This window comes from Sphingomonas fucosidasi (genome assembly GCF_036663855.1).
GTDB classification, from domain to species: Bacteria; Pseudomonadota; Alphaproteobacteria; order Sphingomonadales; family Sphingomonadaceae; genus Sphingomonas; species Sphingomonas faeni_B.
In genome coordinates, this window is the sequence record NZ_JAXOJR010000002.1 from 585,731 (window position 1) to 600,621 (window position 14,891).

A 14,891-nucleotide genomic window follows, 5' to 3' on the forward strand; every position below is an offset into this window, starting at 1 on the left:
CGACTCCCCCGCTCCGTTACGGCCACCTTGCCAATTGGGCCCCGGCCTCCGCCGAGGTGGGGCTGTGCGGCGGGTGCCTGAGCTAATCTAGGCTAGCGCTCGCCTCCCGAATACGCGATGTCGCGCAGGACGGACCGCACGGGAGGGCGCACGCATGACATTACGCGAGAAGATCGGTTGGGGCGCGCTTGCCCTGCTCGGGGCCTGCGCGCTTGCGGTCGTCGCGTTCGAGCGGGGCGAGCATGTCAACGCGCTGTGGATCGTCACCGCCGCCGTCTCGGTCCAGCTGATCGCGTACCGGTTCTACGCGCGCTACATCGCGCGGCACGTCATGCAGCTCGATCCGTCGCGGCAAACCCCGGCGCTGCGCCGCGCCGACGGACTCGATTACGTCGCGACCGACCGCAACGTGCTGTTCGGGCATCACTTCGCCGCCATCGCCGGTGCCGGCCCACTCGTCGGCCCGGTGCTCGCCGCGCAGATGGGCTACCTCCCCGGCACGCTCTGGATCCTCGCCGGCGTCGTGCTGGCGGGTGCGGTCCAGGATTTCATGATCCTGTTCATCTCGATGCGCCGCGACGGGCGGTCGCTCGGCGAACTGATCCGGATGGAGATGGGCGCGATCCCCGGCGTGATCGCGCTGATCGGTGCGTTCGCGATCATGGTCATCATCCTCGCCGTGCTCGCGCTGATCGTAGTCCGCGCGCTGGCCGGCAGTCCGTGGGGGCTGTTCACCGTCGCCGCCACGATCCCGCTCGCGTTCCTGATGGGCATCTACACGCGCTGGATCCGCCCCGGAAAGGTCGGCGAAGTCTCCGTTCTCGGCGTCATCGGGCTGCTCGCCGCGATCGTCTATGGCGGCACGGTCGCCGCCTCGCCGACGCTCGCGCCGCTGTTCACGCTCACCCCGGTGCAGCTCTGCGTGCTGATGGTCGGCTATGGCGCAGTCGCCTCCGTCCTCCCCGTGTGGCTGCTGCTAGCCCCCCGCGACTACCTCTCGACCTTCCTCAAGATCGGCGCGATCGTCGCGCTGGCGATCGGCATCGCGGTCGTCGCGCCGCCGCTGCGGATGCCTGCGCTCACGCCGTTCATCGACGGCAGCGGCCCGGTCTGGTCGGGCGGGCTCTTCCCGTTCCTGTTCATCACGATCGCGTGCGGCGCGGTGTCGGGCTTCCATGCGCTGATCGCCAGCGGCACCACCCCCAAGCTGATCGCCAGCGAAGGCGACGCGCAGTTCATCGGCTATGGCGCGATGCTGATGGAGAGCTTCGTCGCGATCATGGCGCTGGTCGGCGCGTCGATCCTCGATCCCGGCGTGTATTTCGCGATGAACAGCCCCGCGGCGGTGGTCGGCACCGACTTCGCCTCCGCCGCCACGGCCGTCACCGCGATGGGCTTCCCGATCACCCCCGAACTGCTGGCGCAGACCGCGAAGGACGTCGGCGAGACCACGATCGTGTCGCGGACGGGCGGCGCGCCGACGCTGGCGGTGGCGATGGCGGAAATCTTCAGCAACCTGATCGGCGGGCAGGCGATGAAGGCGTTCTGGTATCACTTCGCGATTCTGTTCGAGGCGCTGTTCATCCTCACCGCGGTCGATGCGGGCACCCGCGCCGGGCGGTTCATGCTGCAGGATTTGATCGGGCTCGCGGTACCGTCGTTCCGCAATGCCTCCGCAATCGTGCCGGGCCTGATCGCGACCGCGCTCTGCGTGACCGCCTGGGGTTTCTTCCTGTATCAGGGCGTCACCGATCCGCTCGGCGGCGTGAACACGCTGTGGCCGCTGTTCGGTATTTCGAACCAGATGCTCGCCGCGGTCGCGCTCGTGCTGGCCACGGTCGTGCTGTTCCGCATGAAGCGCCAGCGTTACGCTTGGGTGACGATCCTGCCCGCCGCGTGGCTGTGCCTGTGCACGATCACCGCCGGGCTGATGAAGCTGTTCGCGAGCGATCCGAAGGTCGGCTTCCTCGCGCATGCGTCGAAGTTCGCGGACGCGGCGGCGCGGGGTGAGTTGCTCGCGCCGGCCAAGACGATGGCGGAGATGCAGCGGATCGTGCTCAACGACCGGATCGACGCCGGGCTGTGCGCGCTGTTCCTCGCCGTGGTGCTGTCGATCGTGTTCTTCGGCATCCGTACATGCCTCGCGGCGCTGAAGATCGACAGGCCGACCGTCACCGAAGTCCCGCCCCAGCTGGTGGCCGCGGAATGATTCGCGCGCTCTACGCAAAGGCGCGCGAGACCGCGCTGCTGATGGTCGGCGTGCCGTCCTACGCCGCCTATCGCCAGCATATGGCCGAGCGGCATCCGGACCACGCACCGATGGACGAACGCGCGTTCTTCCGCGATCGGCAGGAGGCGCGGTACGGCAGCAAGGGCGGCGGGCGCTGCTGTTGACCGAGGCGTTATCGACCGTCGCGCGACTCAGGGCGGCGACGGCGAGCGATCACGACGCGGTCGATGCCGGGTTCGGACGCTATGACCTGCGCGATGCGGACGATTACCGCGCGTTCCTGCTCGCGCATGCCAGGGCGTTGCCGGCCGTGGAGGCTTGGCTGGACGGCATTCCGGGTCTTGCCGCGGTCCGATCTCGGAGTGAGGCGCTTGCCGCCGATCTCGCCGCGCTGGGCGAGGAGATGCCGACGCCGATGGCCTTCGATCTGGCGCCGAGCGAAGCGGCCGGCTGGGGTGCGATGTACGTGGTCGAGGGCTCGCGGCTCGGCGGCATCATGTTGTCGCGATCGGTGCCCGACGACATGCCGTCGGCGTATCTCGGCGCCAAACACCTGTCCGGCGAATGGCGCGCGTTGCTGGCCGCGATCGACCGGCAGCCCGCCGACGAGGCCTGGGTCGCGGACGCGGTCGCCGGCGCCAAGGCTGCGTTCGCGCTGTATCGGCACGCGCCGGAGGCCTGATCCGCCTCCGGCGCCCTGTCTGTGTAGGCTAGTAGTCGGTGTTGGCTAGTCGGGGTCAGCGCAGGAGCTTCGGTGCTTCCTTGCGGATCATGTCCTGGATCTTGCTCGCGAACAGCCCGAGGATGCCGGGCAGGTCGACGACCGCGTGGACGTTGGTCTCGAACACCGTGACCGCGCTGGCGATCGTCTGGCCCATCGCCTGGATGGTGAAGTGCAGCGTGTCGCCGTCCCAGCGATGGTCGGTCACCGACCCGCCGGGGATGCTGGCGCTGATCTTGTCGATGCCGCCGTCGAGCCGCGCGCGGACTGCCGCCTTGCCGAGCTGATGGGGAACGTCGACGGTAATGGGGTTGGCCATGAATAGTCCTTAAGTCGCGAAAAGCATGTCGTCGTTGGCGAACGCCTTGAACTCGAGAGCGTTGCCGCTGGGATCGCAAAAGAACATCGTCGCCTGCTCGCCGGGCTCGCCCTTGAAGCGCACATAGGGCGCGATCCCGAACTTTACGCCGGCCGCGGTGACGCGTTCCGACAGCGTGGTCCAGTCGTCCATCGTCAGGACGACGCCGAAATGCGGCACGGGGACGGCGTGGCCATCGACCGCATTGGCGACCGCGACGGGTTTGGCCGAGGGGTCGAGATGCGCGACGATCTGGTGGCCGAACAGGTCGAAGTCGATCCACTGGTCGCTGGAACGACCTTCGCGACAGCCGAGCGTGGCGCCGTAGAAGCTGCGCGCGGCGGCGAGGTCGTGGACCGGGAAGGCGAGGTGGAAGGGGCGTAGGGTCATGCGGCGGAGGATAGGTTGGGATGGCGGGTTCGTCGACCCGGGGGATTGCGGGGGGCGATCACCGATACGAGCGTGCCGCGTAAAACCTTGTTCTCCCGCGAAGGCGGGAGCCCAGTCTGGGTCCCCGCCTTCGCGGGGAAACAGGGTTGGTGCGGCACATACCGCCCCACACGCCACCACCCCGGCGGAGGCCGGGGCCCAATTGGGCGACGTTGCTAACGAAGGGCAGCGCGTCGTTACTGCGACCTTTCCAATTGGGCCCCGGCCTTCGCCGGGGTGGCACTAGGAGGCGGGAGGCCCCCACCCCCATCCCCATCCCCATCCCACCGAAAACATTGCCCCCCTCTCCCCGCCACGCCATAGCGCCAGCGTGACCCGTTTCCCTGCCCTCGCCAGCCTCATCCTCGGCGCGATCGCCGCCACCGGCTTCGCCCCGCTCGATCTCTGGCCGCTGACGCTGATCGCGTTCGCGGTGTGGATGAAGCTCGTCCACGACGCTCCGACCCTGCGCAACACCCTTTGCCGCGGGTGGATGTTCGGGCTTGGGCATTTCACCGTGAACAACAACTGGTTCCAGCACGCGTTCGACTTCCAGGACGCGATGCCGCCGGTGCTGGGCTATTTCGCAGCGGTGGGGCTGGCGCTGTATCTGGCGCTGTTCCCGATGCTGGCGGGCGGACTCGCGTGGCGGATCGCACGGCGACCCGGCACCCCCGATGCGACGTTCGTGCTGGTCTTCGGCGCCGCCTGGATCGCGACCGAGTGGCTGCGCGCGACGCTGTTCACGGGCTATGCCTGGGATCCGCTGAGCATCGTCTGGCTGCCCGCGATCGGCGTCGCGCGGCTATCGGCTTGGATCGGCACCTACGCCTTGTCGGGAGTCACGATACTCGCCGCGGGTGCGTTGCTGATGCTCGCCGTGCGCCGTTGGACCATGCCCGCGATTACCATTCCCGCGCTGAGCCTCGCCGCACTTTCCGCGCTCTGGACGAACGCGCCGCCCCCCGCCCCCAACGCGCCGCTGGTCCGCGTAGTCCAGCCCGATATCGGTCAGGAAGACCGCAGCGAAACCGATGGCGAACGCGTACTTTCCGCGTTGGAAAAGCTAAGCGGCCAGGGCGGCGCCAAGCCCCGCCTCGTCGTCTGGCCCGAAGGCGTGGTGCGCGATTACGTCGAGGACGGCTATCCGTTCTACGCCTATGGCTGGTCGAGCCCGCTCTACCTCCGCCGTCGCATGGCGCGGCTGCTGGGGCCCGAGGACATCCTGCTGATCGGCGGCACCGCGCTCGAGTTCAACGCCAAGGATCAGATCTCCGGCGCGGCCAATTCGGTGTTCGCGCTCGACGCACAGGCGCGGCTCCGGGGGCGGTACGACAAGGCGCACCTCGTGCCCTTTGGCGAGTATCTGCCGATACCGTGGCTGCTGAAGCCGCTCGGGCTCGCGCGCCTCGTGCCCGGCGATATCGACTTCACCTCGGGCGAGAGCCCGGCGAACCTGACGCTGCCCGGCTTCGGCTCGATCGGGATGCAGATCTGCTACGAGATCATCTTCTCAGGCGAGATCGTCGATCGCGCGCACCGGCCTCGCATCCTGTTCAACCCCTCGAACGACGCGTGGTTCGGCAAATGGGGCCCGCCGCAGCACCTAGCCCAGGCGCGGATGCGCGCGATCGAGGAAGGGCTGCCGATCATGCGCGCGACGCCGACCGGCATCTCCGCGATCATCGCCGCCGATGGCCGGCTGGTCGCCACCGTACCGCATGAGACCGCGGGCGCGATCGAGCGACCGATGCCGTCCGCGCTGCCGCCCACGCTGTTCTCGCGCGTCGGCAACGCGATGGCGGCGATCGTCGCTGCGTTGATGCTTGCAAGCGCGGTTGCCCTGCGCCGTCGCCAACGCTAGAAGGACATATAAAGCTTTCCTTATATGTCGCTCCCCGGACTTTCCTGGGCGAGCCTTTGCGAAGAGGTTTCATGCGCAAGTCCTTTCTCTTCACCTCCGAATCGGTCTCCGAAGGCCATCCCGACAAGGTCGCCGACCAGATCAGCGACACGATCGTCGACCTGTTCCTCGCCAAGGATCCGCAGGCACGGATCGCCTGCGAGACGCTGACGACCACGCAGCTTGTCGTCCTCGCCGGTGAAATCCGCGGCAAGGGCATCTACGAGAACGACCAGTGGGCCGACGGCGTGCTCGAAGAGATCGAGGCTGCGGTCCGCAACACCGTCAAGGAAATCGGCTATGCGCAGTCCGGCTTCCACTGGCAAACCTTCCGCTTCGAGAACAACCTCCACGGTCAGTCCGCGCACATCGCGATGGGCGTCGACGAGAGCGGCAACAAGGACGAGGGCGCCGGCGATCAGGGCATCATGTTCGGCTACGCGACCGACGAGACCCCCGGCCTGATGCCCGCGACGCTGTATTACAGCCACAAGATCCTCGCCAAGATGGCCGAAGACCGTCACTCGGGCGCGGCGCCGTTCCTGGAGCCCGACGCCAAGAGCCAGGTCACGCTGTCGTACGAGAACGAAGTGCCGGTCGGCGCGACCGCCCTCGTCGTCTCGACGCAGCACGCGCCGGGCTATTGCGAGAAGGGCGATAACGCCGATCCCGCCAAGTATGCGGTGCTGCGCGACTATGTCATGGGCGTGTTCAAGGACGTGCTGCCCGACGGCTTCATCACCGACGAGACCGCGATCTACATCAACCCGACCGGCCAGTTCGAGATCGGTGGCCCTGACGGCGACGCCGGCGTCACCGGCCGCAAGATCATCGTCGACACCTACGGCGGCGCGGCCCCGCATGGCGGCGGCGCATTCTCGGGCAAGGATCCCACGAAGGTCGATCGCTCGGCTGCGTATGTCGCCCGCTATCTCGCGAAGAACGTCGTCGCTGCGCGCCTCGCCCGTCGCTGCACGATCCAGTTGAGCTACGCGATCGGCATCGCCGAGCCGCTGTCGGTGTATGTCGACACGCATGGCACCGGCACCGTCGAGGAAGCCAAGCTCGAGGCGGTCCTGCCGAAGCTCGTTCGCCTGACGCCGAAGGGCATCCGCGAGCACCTCAAGCTCAACGCGCCGATCTACAAGAAGACGGCCGCGTACGGGCATTTCGGTCGCGAGCCACAGGGTGACACGTTCACCTGGGAGAAGACCGACCTGGTCGATGCGCTTAAGGCCGCTGTCGCCTGATCGCTTTCGACCTTACCGGTTGAAAAGAGCCTCGCCCGATCAGTCGGGCGGGGCTTTTTTTTCGCTCGCCGATCGCAAGCGTCGGCTTAAGATATTATGCCTTGGCAGGGTCCGTGGCCGCGGCGATCTGGCCTTCGATCACCGGCGCGATCCGGTCGAACACCGCGCTGACCAACGCCTCCGCGACCCAGCCGACGGCTGCGCCGACGACGAGGTCGGAGAGATAATGCTTGCCGTTGACCGGCTGAGCAGCCGCGACTGCGCTGGAGATCAGCGCAGCCGGTGCCCCGGCCCCATCGACGTCCCGCGACATCGCACGCGCCACCGCCACGGCTCCAGCGGTATGGCCGGATGGGAACGAGGTCTGCTCGTGCGCGTCGCTTTTGCCCGGCTCGAAGCGCGCCTTGCCGTCCTCGATCGCCGTTGCCGGACGGGTGCGATCGATCGAACTCTTGATCGCGGACTTCACGAACGTTGCCGCGGCGTGTGCGGCGAGCATGCGGACCCCGCCGCGGATCACATCGGGCCGCCGTGAGATCAGGCCGATCACGACCGTGCCGATCGACGTGACGACCAGCTGCGGCTGATCCCCGATCTCCGCCAGAAATCCGGTTGCCTTTACGACCGGTTTATCCCGATGCTCGGCCGCCTTGTGGGTAACGTCGCGATCCGCTTTGGCGACGGCCTTGGCGGCCTGCTTGATTTCACCCATCAACTTTCATCCCGCCCGTTCATTTCACCGCGTACCTGCGCATGCGCCAACAGCGCGAACAACCCCGCACCGCCCAACAGGTTGCCAAGGATCGCCGGCAGTATCAGCCCGATGGTCTGCCCGATCTCGGTCCGGCCGGAGAACAGCAGCAACCACGCTTCGACCGAGCCGACGACGGAATGGCTGAACCCGCCGATCGCGACGACATAGGTAATCGCGCCGATCACGAGGAATGCCTGTTCGCGCGCATTGGGCAGCGACCATGCGAGGATCGCAATCATGAACCCGGCCGGCACGGCGTTGACGAACGTCGCCCAGGCCGAAAGTTCGGTAATCGCAAGCGACACCTCGATCATCGCGGTGCACAGTTCGGCCCCGCCGAGCAGACCTGTCGCGATCGCCAGACCGGCGATCGCGGTACCCAGCAGATTTGCCCCCAGCACGACGATCCATAGCCGCATCGTGCGCCGCAATGCCCAGCCCGATGGCCTGGTGACCAAGGGCAGCATCGCCGTGATCGTGCTCTCGGTGAACAACTGCATACGCCCGAGGATCACGACGAGAAATCCGATCGGATATCCGAGCGACACGATGATCGACCGCCACGGCGTATCGGGCAACGCGGCGTGCAGCGCGCCCTCGGCGATCAGGGAGCTTGCGATCGCCATGCCCGCAGCAAGCGCCGAGAAGAACAACGAGGAAACCGGGCGATCGAGTTCCTCCTCCCCTTCCTCGCGAACCGCGCGGTGCAGGTCCTGCGCATCGGCGGCCTTTAGGTCGTCGACGTCGGGTTCGGGTACGGATGAATCGGATGATGCCATTACGCCCGTGTAACGGCTCGCTGGCCGCTTTGGGTCCGCGCGGCCACTAGAGCGATGCTGGCGTCACGCGCCACGGATCGACGCGTCCGGACCGGTCGATAAACGCTAGGATCTCACTCGGGCCGGGCTCTCGCAAACCATCGAACGGCGCGCCGCCCAGCGCCCATTGCGGATTAAGCCCCGGGTCGATCGTCAACGCCTCGCCCCAGCGCGCATAGATATCCGCAAGTTCGGCATCGTCCCATGCCATTTCGTCTGCGGTGCGGCTCCGGCCCCGGGTTTTCGACTCGTCGTGGATCAACTCGATCTGCGGGCAATACCGCACCCGGTATCCCGCCGCGCGCGCGCGCAGACAGACGTCGATATCGTTATAGGCGATCGGTAGCCGCACACACTCGAACCCGCCGATCTGCGCCAGCACGTCGCGCCGCATGGCAAGGAATGCGCCCGTCACCGCGGCGGCGTCATGCTGGGTCACATACCGTGCGCCCGGCCCCGGGTCGTCGAACGCGGCATGGCGCCCCTCGTGCAGCGGCAACCCCTCGCCGGCGCCCATCACGATGCCGGCATGCTGGACGGTCATGTCCGGGTAGAGCAACCGTGCCCCGACGATCCCGACCTGCGGATCGTGCAACTGCTGCTCGAGTGCGCGGTCCCAGCCTTGCGTCAGCATCACGACGTCGTTGTTCGCAAACACCAGCAGATCGCAGTCCGCCGCGAGCGGATCCGCGATACCCAGCATGTTCGCCCGCGACCAGTTGAAGGGTTCGTCCATCGTCACGACGGCATGGTCGGATCGCGCGGCGCGTGCTCGAAGGACGGCGTGCGTCGCGGGCTCCTGGCTCCGGTTGTCGACGATGATCACGATAATCCGATCGGGCAGGTCAGCCATCGCGAGGAGACTGTCGACCGCCCCGACCAGCATCGCCGCTTCGTCCCGCGTGGGCATGACGATGGCGATGCGCGAACGTCGCGCTGCAAGCGGACCTGGGGGGCCGGGGCTGGCACTGCGGCTGGCACTGGGGCTGGCGGGCGGCCCAGCGCGCGAACCCGGTACGATCGGCCTTTCCACGCCATCGTCGAGCATCGACGCAAGGATACGCGGAACATGCACCACCGGCGATCGCACCGTCCGCGCGGCGTCGGTCATGCCGGTACGCAAACAGGCGCCCGAAATACCCGCGCAGTCGCCCAGTCGCGGCACCGCGTCTCCCCGCATCGCCACGAGCGGAGGCGGTACGGCGGCACGCAAGAACGCATCGTCGACCCCGTAGAGAACCGGTTCGGCATGACGCTGACCGCGCGCCCAATGGCGTCTTGCGCGGTCATGATCGCACGTTACCGCGGCCGCGCCCGACCGAGCCGCTGCATAGCGCAACCAGGCCAGGGCATGCGGGTGGAGGATGACGCCCGCGTCGATGCTGATCAACAGTCCCGGTCGCTGCGCGTATGTCCCCGCGTCTTCGAACCCGATCCGCATGTCGGTTACGAGCATGCTCGCCACGGGATGGCTGGCGATCCCCGACGCCTCGACCAACCGCGCTTCCCAGCAACGATCCGATTGGTCGAGCAACGCCGTCAATGTGGCCCGCACGGCGGTCGCGGTCGCTGTCCGGCAATCGATCGCCAGCATCATCGGCGCTGTCGGATCGTCGAGCGACGTGGCAAGCGGCGGCGGCGGCCGGACCGCGATATCCGAGCGAAATCTGTCATACGCCGCCATCGGATACGCCGATGTTCCGATCCAGGCGCGCAGAACGTCGTTTGCTTCCGCCAACGCCTCCGCCACCCGGTCGAGCCTGCGCCACATCGCCTGACGATCGATCACAGCCGCTGGAATATGATCGCGAGCGCCGAGGTGGACGAGTTCGCCAAGCGCGGAATCGAGCATCGGATCGAGCCGCAGTGCCTGCGCATATGCGGCGACCGCCCCGCCACGGTCGTCTTGCATCTTGAGCAGATGACCATGCTGCAGATGCGTATCGGCGTTGAACCGATCGATCGACAGCGCACGCCGATACGCATCGCCTGCCGCCTGCAGGCCACCCGATTCCTTCAGCGCGTGACCCAGCTGCACCCACCACCCGGCGTTGCGCGGCTGGATGCGCACCACCGCCCGATACCCGTCTGCCGCCGCCAGCCAGTCGCGGCGATCCCGCGCGGCATCGGCGGACACCGCCAGCGCCGCGACAGCGTCATCGGATGCGATTACGAAGCTCCGACGGCGACAGGAGCGATCCGGTCCGCCAGCCGCTCGGTGAACGCCGTCATCGTGAACATCGCCTCGTAGACCGCCCGTGCCGGCCCCCGCACCGATTCCCGCAAGGCGCGATCCTCGATCAGCCAGGTCAGCAGCGCGGCAAGATCGGCCGCCCGCGCGGTCGGATAAACGAAGCCCGACACTCCGTGCTCGATATACTCGGACGTCCCGGTGCTGTCGCTGCACACGATCGTCTTGCCCAGCGCCAGCGCGTCGGACGCCACCAGCGGCAGCGGATCGTCGCGCGACGGGACCAGCACGATGTCCATATCGGCCAAGCAATACCAATAGTCCGGATGCGCCTTTTCACCGTGAAAATGGAGGCCGTCCTGTCGTTGCCACGTGCGCCGGACCTTCTGCTGAAACTCGGGATCGTGATCGCGGCCGAAGAAATCGAGCGTGGCATTCGCGCGTATCCCGGGCTCGATCATCGCAAAGGCCTGCGCGGCGATATCCTGGCCCTTGCGGGGCTCGAACGACCCGAACACGCCGATCCGGACGACGTCCGACCGCGCGGCCACCGGATACAGGCCCCTCGGATCGGCGATTCCGGTCTCCAGCAGACGCGACGCCGCGCCGTGCCTGCGTAACGCCGCTGCGGTCCGCGTGCTGACCGCGAGGATGTTGCGCGCCGATTTCAGGACTGCGTGAAACCCCTCGGTGTCGCGGACCATCTCGTCGATCAGTCCGGCTTCGTGGATGTACCAGCGTAGCTCCGTTTCGGCATCGAGCTGTTGTACGGCGCGCCAGCCGATGACCGTATTGACGATCACAGTATCGAAATTGCAGGCAAAATCACGGAAGCTCGCAGTGCCGGTCAGTGCAAGCGCATCGATGATGACGGGGATATTGGCCTCGGCAAGGCGGGTGCGCATCGGGCCATCGGTCGGGCACGTCACGACGACGAACGCGCCCGACTGTTTCAGCGCGATAGCCATGTCCACAGCGACACGCGGAGCACCGCTGTTGGTCAGGTCGTGCGACAGGATCAGGATGTCGGGTCCATTGCCCGCGTAGCGCGTCCTGCCGGGATGAATGCGATAGGGCTCGGGGGAATCCACATAGCTGATCCCGCTCATCGTCGGCGGAAAATACGGATCGTCGGCGATCAGCGCCGGAAAGCGCTTGAGCAGGAAGATGTCGGCCTTGCTTTTTTTCCAGCGCGATCCCGGCGGCAGGTCGGGATCGCCCCCGATCGCGGCGCCGATCGACGCGTGGCCGATATGGATCAGCTCGGCATGCGGCGTGTAGACCAGCCGGTATCCTGCCTCGCGCATCCGCAGGCTGAGATCGACGTCGGAATGGGCGATGCCGACGTTGTTCGCATCCCATCCGCCAAGCTCCCGAAACAGGCTGGCCGGCATCGCGCAACACGCGCCGCACAACAGGCCGACGTCGCGGGTCGATTGCGCCAGGTTGAAATGGGTCGCGGTATTGCGGGGAAAGGCGTGGAATGTCGTTCCCGTCAGTCGCCGCAAGCCAACCGCCATGCCGGCATATTGGATACGCCCGTTCTCGTAGAGCAGCTTGGGGCTGACGCCACCGACCCCGGGCCGGACGAGTTGCTCCAGCAGCACTTCGATCCAGTCGTGCGTCACGACCAGCACGTCGTCGTTGTGGAACACGAGATAGTCGCCCTGCGCGATCGCAGCGCCGGCGTTGCATTTCGCCGAGAAATTATACGGCGCATCGAAGATCGCGAAGCGGATGCGCGGTCCGTCCAGCCACTCGCGACACTGCGCGGCCGTCCGGGAATTGGTGACGATCACGATCTCGTATCGGGAATAGGCGGTCCAGGCGACGATCGACATCACCGTCCGGACGATGTGCGCGGAATCGTCGGACGGAATGATGATCGAGACGTGCTGATCGAACGTCGCATAGTCGGCCTGCGAACGGTTCGAGGACGGCAACGCAATCGCGCGACCGGCCCAGCCACGGCGATCCATCGCCGCCTGGACCGCAGCGATGTTAGTCCGCCGTGCCTCGGGCTTGCCCCCGCTTGCGGCAGATCCCTCGATCATCCGCCAGCCGTACAGGATTTCGCGGATGTGATGGACGATCGGCGCGGCCTCCGAAATGCGCAGCGCGAGATCGTAATCCTGCGAGAAATCATACGCGCTGCGAAAACCACCGACCGACCGGACGAGCGAGGTTCGATATACCGACAGGTGGCCGGTATACATCACCGACATCAGCAGCGCCGGACTCCAGTCGGGCTTGGTCAGCAGTTCGTCGGGCTGGTCGTCGGTCCCGATCTTGCACTCGTCGCTGTAGAGCCAGTCGGTGTCGGGCACCGCGTCGATCCGCGCCGCGACGATTTCGAGCGCGTCGACCGTCAGCATGTCGTCGTGATCGAACAACGCGACATACTCGCTGGTGGCCAGGTCGAGCGCGCGGTTGGTGGCATCCGCAATCCCGCCGTTGCGCCGGGAGCCAACGAACTTGATACGCGTATCGCCCGCGCAGAACCGCTCGACGATGTCCGTCAACGCGGTTTCCCGCGAACAGTCGTCGACGATGCACAATTCCCAATTGGCATAGGTCTGCGCGAGCACCGACAGGATCGCCCGCTCGAGGTAGAGGATTGGCGAACGGTAGATCGGCAGCAGGATGGAAATCCTTACCCCCTCGGTCACCGTGCCGACGCGGTCGTGATCGAGGCGGAACCGGCTGGCGAGATCACGCTGGCTCGCCCGATAGCGCCCTGGCACCCCGGCCGGCGGGACATCCGCATCGCCGCCGTTCGGCGCAATGTCGTGCAGCGGCAGCACGCCGAACAACGTCACCACCTCGGTTGCCGTGGCGGCGGTGGCGGCGTGGAGGTCTCGGACCGCGGCATCGAGCAGGGCGGGATCGCGACGCAGCAATTCGAGCTTCGCCATAGCGTACCGGTCGGGGAACAGGCCCGCGTCGCCGCCGGGGGGATTGCCGATCAGCCGCTGGACCACCTCGGTCGCAGCGGTGATCCGCTCGTCGACGGATCGCTCGGCTTCCAGGCGCAGCGGTGGTGGCCGGACGCCGAACTCGGACGGCCGGAGTTCGTCGAACTTCGCACCGGCCAGCGCCTGCTCACGGCCGATGAAATGCACGTATAGTTCAAGCGCGCTTTCGCCTCCGATCGGCGAACCCCCAAAGGTTTCGAGAACCCGACCGGGCTGGAACCCGGCGATCGGGGTGACGCCCGCGGCATCGCCATAGTCCAGATAATGAATGAGCGCGCCGTCCGTCGGATCCATGTCGGACATCGACCCCCGGTAGCATGCCGCATCGAACAGCGGCGTCGGGCTGACGGCGCGATCCGGCGCTGTCGTCAGATAGTGAAGGACCGCCACGATGCCGTCGCGGGCCGCGTCGGGATGCTGTTCGCGGTACCAGGCGCCGGCGAACAGCGGATGCGGATCGAGCCCGTTCGGCCCACCGACTTTCAGGAAATGATCGAGCAGGTTGGCGCCCGGCGACAGGTCTCCCGTGACTTGCGAGCGATAGAAGCGGCTGTCGAACAGACGATGCGGTTCATGGCCCTCGGCGGCGCCGACGGTCGCATAATGCTGGGCAGCGTCCATGTCGGCGCCGACGTCGTACCGCTGTCGATACCAGCGTTCGTCGAACAAGGGCGACGAGCCGATCGTGTCGCCATGGACCAGGTTCGGGTCTGGCGACGCTGCCGCTGCGGGCGGCGGTAGATCGGCGGCAAGGACAACCGGATCGCGGGTCGGATCGGCGAAGAAGGCGTTGCGCGCGACCGCGATGTCTGCGGCGAGTTGCGGATCGCCGAGTTCGGTCGCCGCATCGACATTGGCATCCAGCGCATAGCCCGCGACATACGCAAAGCATGCCGCCGCCTGCTGCCCACGCATCTTGTGCAGATGGCCGATGTTGACGAGCAGATCCGAGTCGCGGGCATCGATCCTGTAGGCGGCATGATAGGCCTCCATCGACGCGACGAAATCGCGGGTCTCCTTCAGCGCGTGCCCCAATTGCACCTGGATCGCGAAATCGCCGGGAAAGGTTTCAAGGTGCCGGCGATAGGCATCGATCGCGCCCGCCCAGTCTCGAATGTCGCGCGAGGCATCGCCTGCGATCCGCTCGGCCGATCGCGCCGCGGATCCGAGCCCGACCCTGCCTGATTTGCCCATCAAACGCTCGAAACCCGCCTGAAATAAGTTGCTCATCGGTCTCTCTTATTCCGGGCCTGCGCTGCCGC

11 protein-coding genes are annotated in these 14,891 nt (G+C 66.8%); 5 read left to right on the plus strand and 6 right to left on the minus strand.

The genetic code is table 11. The annotated features are described in order from the left end of the window. The first annotated feature begins 154 nt into the window (after nucleotides 1–154). From U1737_RS06225 to U1737_RS06235, 3 genes are read left to right on the plus strand one after another with little or no spacing between them, the layout of a single operon-like run. Nucleotides 155–2,209 carry a carbon starvation CstA family protein gene (locus U1737_RS06225; RefSeq protein WP_332795996.1) on the plus strand — a complete coding sequence of 685 codons (2,055 nt, stop codon included), beginning with the start codon at nucleotides 155–157 and terminating at the stop codon, nucleotides 2,207–2,209. Then, nucleotides 2,206–2,394, plus strand: coding sequence for a YbdD/YjiX family protein (locus U1737_RS06230; protein WP_056061299.1), 189 nt, complete (start codon nucleotides 2,206–2,208; stop codon nucleotides 2,392–2,394). Before U1737_RS06225 ends, U1737_RS06230 begins: the two co-directional genes overlap by 4 nt. Next, nucleotides 2,391–2,912, plus strand: coding sequence for a biliverdin-producing heme oxygenase (locus tag U1737_RS06235; RefSeq protein WP_332795997.1), 522 nt, complete (start codon nucleotides 2,391–2,393; stop codon nucleotides 2,910–2,912). Before U1737_RS06230 ends, U1737_RS06235 begins: the two co-directional genes overlap by 4 nt. Nucleotides 2,913–2,967: 55 nt before the next feature. On the opposite strand, the gene U1737_RS06240 is transcribed toward U1737_RS06235, so the two are convergent. Further along, nucleotides 2,968–3,270, minus strand: a complete 303-nt coding sequence (locus tag U1737_RS06240; RefSeq protein ID WP_056411856.1) for a polyhydroxyalkanoic acid system family protein — start codon at nucleotides 3,268–3,270, stop codon at nucleotides 2,968–2,970. 9 nt (nucleotides 3,271–3,279) lie between these two features. Continuing rightward, a complete protein-coding gene (locus U1737_RS06245) occupies nucleotides 3,280–3,699 on the minus strand; it encodes a VOC family protein (RefSeq protein ID WP_332795998.1) in 420 nt (139 codons plus the stop codon). Between the two features lie 370 nt (nucleotides 3,700–4,069). Between U1737_RS06245 and lnt the strand changes: the two genes are divergently transcribed. Both lnt and metK read left to right on the plus strand, forming a co-directional pair. Beyond that, nucleotides 4,070–5,602, plus strand: a complete 1,533-nt coding sequence (lnt, locus tag U1737_RS06250) for an apolipoprotein N-acyltransferase (protein ID WP_332795999.1) — start codon at nucleotides 4,070–4,072, stop codon at nucleotides 5,600–5,602. Nucleotides 5,603–5,673: 71 nt separating this feature from the next. After that, nucleotides 5,674–6,891: a methionine adenosyltransferase gene (gene metK / locus U1737_RS06255; RefSeq protein WP_332796000.1), complete on the plus strand. Its 1,218-nt coding sequence runs from the start codon at nucleotides 5,674–5,676 to the stop codon at nucleotides 6,889–6,891. Between the two features lie 94 nt (nucleotides 6,892–6,985). On the opposite strand, the gene U1737_RS06260 is transcribed toward metK, so the two are convergent. From U1737_RS06260 to U1737_RS06275, 4 genes are read right to left on the minus strand one after another with little or no spacing between them, the layout of a single operon-like run. Further along, on the minus strand, nucleotides 6,986–7,603 hold the full coding sequence (locus tag U1737_RS06260; protein WP_332796001.1) for a phosphatase PAP2 family protein: 618 nt from the start codon (nucleotides 7,601–7,603) through the stop codon (nucleotides 6,986–6,988). After that, nucleotides 7,603–8,424, minus strand: a complete 822-nt coding sequence (locus tag U1737_RS06265) for a formate/nitrite transporter family protein (protein WP_332796002.1) — start codon at nucleotides 8,422–8,424, stop codon at nucleotides 7,603–7,605. The genes U1737_RS06260 and U1737_RS06265 overlap by 1 nt, the downstream gene beginning before the upstream one ends. 46 nt (nucleotides 8,425–8,470) lie before the next feature. Beyond that, nucleotides 8,471–10,600, minus strand: coding sequence for a glycosyltransferase (locus tag U1737_RS06270; protein ID WP_332796003.1), 2,130 nt, complete (start codon nucleotides 10,598–10,600; stop codon nucleotides 8,471–8,473). 32 nt (nucleotides 10,601–10,632) lie between these two features. Continuing rightward, complete coding sequence (locus tag U1737_RS06275; RefSeq protein WP_332796004.1) at nucleotides 10,633–14,859, minus strand: glycosyltransferase; 4,227 nt, start codon at nucleotides 14,857–14,859, stop codon at nucleotides 10,633–10,635. Nucleotides 14,860–14,891 lie beyond the last annotated feature (32 nt).

Bases quoted from the DNA above. Each gene is read 5' to 3' on its own strand.
- metK (WP_332796000.1), top strand. From the start codon at position 5,674: ATGCGCAAGTCCTTTCTCTTCACCTCCGAATCGGTCTCCGAAGGCCAT.
- U1737_RS06260 (WP_332796001.1), bottom strand. From the start codon at position 7,603: ATGGGTGAAATCAAGCAGGCCGCCAAGGCCGTCGCCAAAGCGGATCGC.
- U1737_RS06265 (WP_332796002.1), bottom strand. From the start codon at position 8,424: ATGGCATCATCCGATTCATCCGTACCCGAACCCGACGTCGACGACCTA.
- U1737_RS06225 (WP_332795996.1), top strand. From the start codon at position 155: ATGACATTACGCGAGAAGATCGGTTGGGGCGCGCTTGCCCTGCTCGGG.
- U1737_RS06230 (WP_056061299.1), top strand. From the start codon at position 2,206: ATGATTCGCGCGCTCTACGCAAAGGCGCGCGAGACCGCGCTGCTGATG.
- U1737_RS06240 (WP_056411856.1), bottom strand. From the start codon at position 3,270: ATGGCCAACCCCATTACCGTCGACGTTCCCCATCAGCTCGGCAAGGCG.
- U1737_RS06245 (WP_332795998.1), bottom strand. From the start codon at position 3,699: ATGACCCTACGCCCCTTCCACCTCGCCTTCCCGGTCCACGACCTCGCC.
- U1737_RS06275 (WP_332796004.1), bottom strand. From the start codon at position 14,859: ATGAGCAACTTATTTCAGGCGGGTTTCGAGCGTTTGATGGGCAAATCA.